Origin of the sequence: Aldersonia kunmingensis (assembly GCF_001646865.1) — a bacterium.
In the GTDB taxonomy this organism is placed as follows: domain Bacteria; phylum Actinomycetota; class Actinomycetes; order Mycobacteriales; family Mycobacteriaceae; genus Aldersonia; species Aldersonia kunmingensis.
This window is the reverse complement of sequence record NZ_LRRB01000113.1, coordinates 21,340-27,754: the sequence shown is the minus strand read 5'-3', so window position 1 is coordinate 27,754 and position 6,415 is coordinate 21,340. Positions and strand designations below refer to the sequence as shown.

7 protein-coding genes are annotated in these 6,415 nt (G+C 65.8%); 2 read left to right on the top strand and 5 right to left on the bottom strand.

Annotated elements, in window-relative coordinates:
- Together A8G08_RS09180 and A8G08_RS09175 are read left to right on the top strand one after the other, a co-directional pair.
- On the top strand, positions 1–732 hold a 732-nt coding region (locus A8G08_RS09180), incomplete at its 5' end, for a WS/DGAT domain-containing protein (protein WP_157108476.1).
- Positions 733–841: 109 nt separating this feature from the next.
- The gene (locus A8G08_RS09175) at positions 842–2,236 is read left to right on the top strand and encodes a WS/DGAT/MGAT family O-acyltransferase (protein WP_068273052.1); all 1,395 of its coding nucleotides are present in this window, start codon (positions 842–844) and stop codon (positions 2,234–2,236) included.
- 9 nt (positions 2,237–2,245) lie between these two features.
- Here A8G08_RS09175 and A8G08_RS09170 read toward each other — a convergent pair whose 3' ends face one another.
- From A8G08_RS09170 to A8G08_RS09145, 5 genes are all read right to left on the bottom strand, one after another.
- Positions 2,246–3,220 (bottom strand): NAD(P)H-dependent flavin oxidoreductase, encoded by a 975-nt coding sequence (locus A8G08_RS09170; protein WP_068273037.1) that lies wholly within the window; start codon positions 3,218–3,220, stop codon positions 2,246–2,248.
- 198 nt (positions 3,221–3,418) lie between these two features.
- A complete protein-coding gene (locus A8G08_RS09165) occupies positions 3,419–4,168 on the bottom strand; it encodes an STAS domain-containing protein (RefSeq protein ID WP_068273035.1) in 750 nt (249 codons plus the stop codon).
- Positions 4,169–4,574: 406 nt separating this feature from the next.
- Positions 4,575–4,991 carry a hypothetical protein gene (locus tag A8G08_RS09155; RefSeq protein ID WP_068273031.1) on the bottom strand — a complete coding sequence of 139 codons (417 nt, stop codon included), beginning with the start codon at positions 4,989–4,991 and terminating at the stop codon, positions 4,575–4,577.
- A 37-nt stretch (positions 4,992–5,028) separates the two neighbouring features.
- Positions 5,029–5,529, bottom strand: a complete 501-nt coding sequence (locus tag A8G08_RS09150; protein WP_068273030.1) for a flavin reductase family protein — start codon at positions 5,527–5,529, stop codon at positions 5,029–5,031.
- Positions 5,526–6,035, bottom strand: coding sequence for an NADPH-dependent FMN reductase (locus A8G08_RS09145; protein ID WP_068273028.1), 510 nt, complete (start codon positions 6,033–6,035; stop codon positions 5,526–5,528). Before A8G08_RS09145 ends, A8G08_RS09150 begins: the two co-directional genes overlap by 4 nt.
- Between the last annotated feature and the right edge of the window lie 380 nt (positions 6,036–6,415).

Genomic DNA, 6,415 nt, shown 5'->3' with positions numbered 1-6,415 from the left:
CGGCCGATCCTGACGACACTGTCACCGTTGATGATCGAGCGCAGCACCCGGCGTGACGTTGCGGTCCTCGACGTCTCCCTCGACGCATTGAGATCGGCGGCGCGTGCCGCCGAAGTCTCGATCAACGACGCTTTTCTTGCCGCCGTCCTGCTCGGGATGGCGAAGTACCACGACCGCCACGGAACAGAAGCACCGGAGTTGCGCGTCACCCTGCCCATCAGTCTTCGGGCCAAGGGCGATCCGATCGGTGGCAACCGGATAACGCTGGCGCGCATGACCCTGCCGACGAGCAGTTCGGATCCGGCGGCGTTGATGCGCGATATCAAGTCCGTGGTGGCAGAGTGGCGCGCCGAACCGGCGATCCCGTTCTCGCCCGCGATTGCCGGCGCATTCAACGTGCTTCCCGCCTCGACGCTCGGCGACATGCTAAAACATGTCGACTTCGTGGCGTCGAATGTGCCCGGGTCACCCATACCGGCGTTCGTTGCCGGCGCAGAAATTCTCGGCTTCTACGCTTTCGGTCCCACGCTGGGTGCGGCGTTCAACGTGACGCTGATGTCGCATATGTCGCGGTGCTGCGTCAGCATCCACGCCGACGCCGCAGCCGTACCCGATCTTGCCGAATGCAAAGCGGCGATCGTCGAAGGATTCGAAGAGGTGCTGGCGTGCTCGAGTGAGTCGAAGCTTCCCGATGATGCGGTGATTACCTCGCTCGGCGGACCGGTCGCCTAGCGTCCCGGCCTGGTAGGAGGGCCATCGGCCCTCGAGATTGGTGACCTGCGGCCCTCCCCTCGCGTGCGGCGGGAGAGACCGTGAGGGGACCCGCAAGGGAAGGATGGCCATGGAGCATCTCAGCGCGCTCGACGCAGGGTTCCTCGAGGCCGAGGACGCCGACCGGCACGTGAGCCTCGCAATCGGCGGGCTCGCGATAGTCGACGGCCCAATTCCCGAGCACGACCGCATAATCGACATGCTTTCCGAGCGTGTGCTGTCGGAACCTCGGTACCGCCAGGTTCTGCGCACCAAGCCGTTCGATCTCGGCGCTCCGGAGTGGGTCGACGACCCCAGCTTCAATCTCGCTCACCACGTCCGACGTGCTGCGCTGCCGGCACCGGGAAACGAGCAGGCGTTGGTCTCCTTCGTCGGCGACGCGATGCGGCAGCGGCTCGATCGCGATCGACCGCTGTGGGAGTGCTGGATTATCGAGGGTCTCGCCGAAGGGCGATGGGCGGTGCTGACCAAGGTTCATCACTGCATCGCGGACGGCATCTCCGCGACTCGAATGATGGCCGGGCTGTGTGATGAGGGGCATGTTTCGTCGTTCGCGGACCGGCTTCGAAATGCCGAAGAGTGCACCGCGGCCGATGACCCACGCTCGATGAAAGACACGTTCCGTCTGCCGCTTTCGGCCCTTGCCATGCCCGTCCGACTGGCGCGGGCGGCGGCCCGCAGTGTGTCCGGGGCAGTCGAGATCGCCGCGGGGGTCATGGTGCCGGGCGATCAGACCTCACTGAATGGTCCTATCACCACCCAGCGTCGCTACGCTGTCGCGCGGGTGTCGCTCAGCGATATTGCGACCGTGCAACGCGCTTTGGGGGTCACCGTCAACGACGTCGCGCTTGCTGCGCTGTCGGCGAGTTATCGACGGGCGCTGCTGCGCCGTGGCGAACAGCCGACCCCGCGCGCGCTGCGCACGCTCGTGCCGGTGTCGATGCGCAGGTCGGATACAGGCCGAACCGACAACCAGGTATCGATTATGTTGCCGTTCCTGCCGGTGGACATCGCCGACCCGGTTCAGCGACTCTTCGCGGTCCACGATCGACTGAGCCGGGCGAAGGGCGGAGGGCAGCGGCAGGCCGGCAAGGCCGCTGTGGATGCGGTCGCCCGCTTCGTGCCGTTTGCCTTGAGCGCGTGGACCATTCGGGCTCTGACCCGGCTACCGCAGCACGGTGTCGTTGCCTTGGCGACGAACGTGCCAGGGCCCAGCCGCCCGCTGCATCTGTTGGGCCGCGAAGTCGTCGACCTGCTTCCGGTTCCGCCGATCGCGATGCAACTCCGCACCGGGGTCGCCATACTCAGCTACGCCGACACACTGGCCTTCGGGATCACCGGCGACTACGACACTGCCGCCGATGTCGATGAACTGGCATCAGGAATCGAGGACGCGGTCGATCAACTAGTTGAACTGTGCTCGGAGCACAGGCTTGTCCGGCTGGTTGGTGCCGCGAGCGGCTGAGGCTGTGCGTCAGGCTCCGAGCAGTGCCGCCCGAGCCGTGGCGTACTCGTCGCTGAGCCGCTCGACCAGCTCCGCTGCGGGCACCACGGCCTCCACGGCGCCGACACCATGACCCGCACCCCAGATATCGCGCCAGGCCTTGGCCTCGGAGACCGCGCTGTCCTCGCCGGCGCCGAAGTTCATTGCCGACGGGTCTGACGTGGGCAGGTTGTCCGGGTCCATACCGGCAGCGACGATGCTCCCGCGCAGGTAGTTGCCGTGCACGCCGGTGAACAGGTTCGAGTAGACGATGTCGGCTGCGGCCGAGTCCACGATCATCTGCTTGTAGGCCTCGGCCGCATTGGCCTCTTCGGTCGCGATGAACGCGGAGCCGATGTAGGCGAGGTCGGCACCGGCGGCCTGCGCGGCGAGGATGGAGCGGCCGTGCGAGATCGAGCCGGACAGCAGCAGCGGGCCGTCGAACCACTCGCGGATTTCCTGGATCAACGCGAACGGGGAGTGCGTCCCGGCGTGGCCGCCGGCGCCGGCCGATACGGCGATCAGGCCGTCGGCCCCCTTCTCGATGGCCTTGCGCGCGTAGCGGTCATTGATGATGTCGTGCAACACAATTCCGCCGTAGTCGTGGATCGCGTCGTTGACGTCCGCGCGTGCGCCGAGCGAGGTGATGACGATCGGCACCTCGAATTCGACGACGGTCGCGAGGTCTTCTTCGAGGCGCTCGTTGGACTTGTGCACGATCAGGTTCACCGCGAACGGCGCCGACGGAGTGTCGGGGTTGTTGGCGTCGTGCTTGGCCAATTCCTCGGTGATCCGCGTCAGCCATTCGCGCAGCTGGCTCTGTGGGCGCGCGTTGAGGGTGGGGAAGGAGCCGACGACGCCCGCCTTGCATTGCGCGATGACGAGGTCCGGGTTCGACACGATGAACATCGGTGACGCCACCACGGGCAGTCGGAGCCGGTCGGCCAGAATCGGCGGCAATGCCATCGGTGTGTCTCCTCTTCGGTGGATACGCCCACTCTTCGCGGGCGAGGCGATTCGGCTTCGAGCAGGCGATGCAGACGAATCGAAAGCTGCTCCGGAACAACGTAGCGAAGTGCGCAGCTCCGCGTATCTTTGAGGGTCGGCGCTGACCTGAAGCAGGTCGAGGTATTCGCTGTAGCTCTCGACCTCGTGACGAGAGAGTCAGAGGACATCGCGAGGGCCAATGACGGCCCACACGACCTTTCCGCCATCCACCCGCGGGGTGCTGCCCCAAGCGGTGGACAGTGTGGTCACCATGCCGAGGCCCGAGAGCGCCACTGTGCCGTGCTCATCCTCGCGACGGACCGGGTGCTCGGAGCTGTCGTCGGCGACTGCGACGGTGAGGTTCGGTTCCCGGTACTCCAGGCGCAACGTCGGCTCGTACGGCGTGTGCTGCAGCGTGTTCTCCACGAATTCCGTCGCGATCACCAACGCGGTCGTGCGATAGGGATCGAGCGACCAGTGCGTCAGCGTGTCTCCTACGAAGGTCCGCGCTGCCGAACTTCCGCCCGTGATCGGCAGTTTCGCCGTGGCGTACCGGCAGTCTCGAGCACCGGTATTGCCGAAGCGGCACGCCTCGGACTCGTTCGAATAGCAGGGGCACCAGCGGGTTATCCCGTTACGGCGCAGCGTTTCCCGCACCTTCAATGACGCGGCAACGAGCACGAGAGGAACGTCGACCCAGCGCGATATCTGCCATCGCGCGCTGGTGAAGGCGGCCCACGCCGAATCGGCTGGTACCGCGAGGTTATCGACGTTGACCACGATCGCCTGCGGGGAATCGGCAGAGCACTTGGTGATCGTCTCGCGGATCTGAAGATACGTTCGTGAGTCGAGCACGCCGTGGAAGCGCAGGACGACGATATCGTCGTACTGCATCGACTCGACTTCGAGGAGAGGTTGGATGTTCATCTGACTGTCGATCGTTCACCTCGCTCTTCGAACAGGGCAGCGGCCGGAAGATCGAGCGGACGCGACCCCATCTTGTTTGTCAGCGCCTGCCCGCCACCGGCGGAAGCGCCGACGGCAACAGTGCGTGACAATCCATTCGGTCCGGCCATGTGACACCTTTCGCTCGTTCGAGCGAATACCCATGAAAAGCGATGTCAATCCGAGATGGCCGCACATAAGGTGGCGTGAGGTATCGGTTGGATAAAGCCGCAGATCGGACTGTCTCGGCGCTTCGGCGTGCGGTTGCGTTCATCGAGGCGAACGTGGGAACCGATATCGGGCTCGGCGACATCGCCCGCGCCGCGTGCACCTCCGTCCGCGCCGGGGGAGAACCCGTCGCACACCTTGCGTCGGTGATCTGCGCGGTTTACGCAGATCCGGCGTAGCGGAATGCCGCGTCGTGCCGCCGCACGAACCTGCGGTGGCCGAGTCGGTGGATGATTCGCTGCGCGAGGTCGCCCTTGGCCCAGAGGTCGTCACGGGCGGGGCCGGTCAGCCCTTCGAATACCCAGGGCAGGATCGTTGGAGTCAGCCGGATTGGATACGCCCGGCCGATGCGCTTCTCTATCTGCTTGTACGACTCCTCGGTCACGACTCTTTGGACCAGAGAAAGAGTGTCGCGTTCCTCGTGGCCCATGTGATCTTCGATGCTGTTCGCCGGCGGGAGCCGCCGCGGCGATTCCGGTTCCGGCCGCCGAACCGCATGCGGGGCACCATCACTGAGCCCGTTGGTCGGTGGGCGCAGCCGAGCCCGGGGCAGGATGGTTTGCGTCGCCGGATTCATTGGCAGTCAGCCTAGGTCGACGTCGACCTTTGCTGCGTCAGCTCGGGGCGTCGAACGCGAGCCTCCGGAACGAACTGCGATGGAACACGATCGGTTCGACCTCGGATTGCACGTGCGCCTCGACGATCCGCAGCACGACGATCGTGTGATCACCGGCCGGTACCTGGTCGCTGATCGTGGCATCGAGCCACACGCTCGCACCGCCGATGAACAGGGCACCGCGCTCGTTCGTCTCGGTGTGTAGGCCGTCGAACCGGTCACCCGTGCGCGAGGCGAGCGTGCGCGCGGCGACATCATGCGCCTCACCCAGCACGCTGATGCCGAGGTTCGGTACCGCCGACAGGCGGGGCCAGGTGGTGGACGTGTTCTGTACACAGAAGCCGACGAGCGGCGGATCCAGCGAGACCGGTACGAACGTGCTTGCCGCGAGGCCGATGCGATCGCCGTCCAGTTCGGCGCACACTGCGACCACGCCGCTGGGGACATGCCCGAAGGCCTCGCGCAGGATCGTCGGTTCCAGCGATTCGAGTGTCTTCATGCGCGACCCGCCCGAACGGAGGTGGCGGCCAGCAGGACCGGTGCCCACCGCTGCGCGTACTCGGCGATCCGGCCATCGGTGGTGTAGCTGCTGTCGAGCAGATACAGACCGGGCGCCGGCGTCGCCGCGCCGAGTTCGACGAGCACCGGCTTGAGCAGCAGGTCCGGGGCGAGCGCGTGCGCCGGTCCCGCGCCGAGCATCACCGGTACCGCGACCACATCGCGCAGTCCATCACCGGTGGCGAACTGATCGAGGAACAACTTCAGCAGGCCGGTATAAGTGGCCTTGAAGGTCGGGCTGCCGAACACCACGAGGTCCGACTCGGCCACCGTCGAGACCGCCGCCGCGACCTGCTCGTCACCCCAGCCGAGCAGGCCGGGTCCGAGCTCGACCACGTCGATCACCGCATCGGGCGCCTGGCCGCCGATTGCTTCGGCGACCAAACTCGCCGCCTCGAGGGTGCGCGAACCCGCCTTGGGGTTGCCCGCCACCACCGTCACTCTCATGTCGAACCTCTCACGCTTGGGTCATGCCGCAGCCCACCATAGGGCATGGCCGGCTTTTCGAATACCGCTGCGCTGGAGGCAGATTCGGATCGAATCTGCGTGAACGAAATGCTTCTGAATCCGGCGAGTCCGGTGCACAATGTTTCGTTCACGAGCCGTGGAACGGGTGCCGGCATTGGCACATCGTGGTGAACCACATGACGTGATCGATCTCCGTGATCTCCGCGCAGCGGGCCGGGAGCGGGGTCAGATGGAAAAACCGGTCGAGCCAACCCGGACTCGTCGACGCGGACGAATGGGCACACGACGGGCATGCCCCCGGCCGCTCGGCAACGACTAGATCCTCAATCCCGGACCACTCCACGCACACAGGATGACGA

Bases quoted from the DNA above. Each gene is read 5' to 3' on its own strand.
- A8G08_RS09170 (WP_068273037.1), bottom strand. From the start codon at position 3,220: ATGGCATTGCCGCCGATTCTGGCCGACCGGCTCCGACTGCCCGTGGTG.
- A8G08_RS09145 (WP_068273028.1), bottom strand. From the start codon at position 6,035: ATGAGAGTGACGGTGGTGGCGGGCAACCCCAAGGCGGGTTCGCGCACC.
- A8G08_RS09165 (WP_068273035.1), bottom strand. From the start codon at position 4,168: ATGAACATCCAACCTCTCCTCGAAGTCGAGTCGATGCAGTACGACGAT.
- A8G08_RS09175 (WP_068273052.1), top strand. From the start codon at position 842: ATGGAGCATCTCAGCGCGCTCGACGCAGGGTTCCTCGAGGCCGAGGAC.
- A8G08_RS09155 (WP_068273031.1), bottom strand. From the start codon at position 4,991: ATGAATCCGGCGACGCAAACCATCCTGCCCCGGGCTCGGCTGCGCCCA.
- A8G08_RS09150 (WP_068273030.1), bottom strand. From the start codon at position 5,529: ATGAAGACACTCGAATCGCTGGAACCGACGATCCTGCGCGAGGCCTTC.